1 protein-coding gene is annotated in these 324 nt (G+C 70.7%); it reads left to right on the forward strand.

Features of this window, described 5'->3' with window-relative positions; all coding sequences use genetic code 11:
* On the forward strand, window positions 1-324 hold a 324-nt coding region (locus IF43_RS37580), incomplete at both ends, for a hypothetical protein (RefSeq protein WP_037891753.1).

A 324-nucleotide genomic window follows, 5' to 3' on the forward strand; every position in this document is an offset into this window, starting at 1 on the left:
GCCGGACCCGGCGCACCCACGTCGTCGTCGGCGGGGTGGGAACGGGCAAGACGGCTCTGATCGTGCTGCTGACGGCGACCCTCGCCCGGCAGAAGGCGGTCCCCGTACCGCTGCGCCTGCGCAACGCGGACAAGGATCTGGATTTCCGGCAGCTCGCCTTCGCCCGGTTCTCCCAGGAGGTGCAGGGAAACCTCCGCTCCGACGCCGAAGCGGAGAAGGTGTGGCGGCGCCTGGGCAAGCAGGGACGGATCGTCGTGCTGGCGGACGGCCTGGAGGAGGCCCTGACGGGCGAAGGCCTGATGGAGGAGCGCGACACCATCATCG

Source organism: Streptomyces sp. NRRL S-87 (assembly GCF_000719335.1).
Lineage (GTDB): Bacteria > Actinomycetota > Actinomycetes > Streptomycetales > Streptomycetaceae > Streptomyces.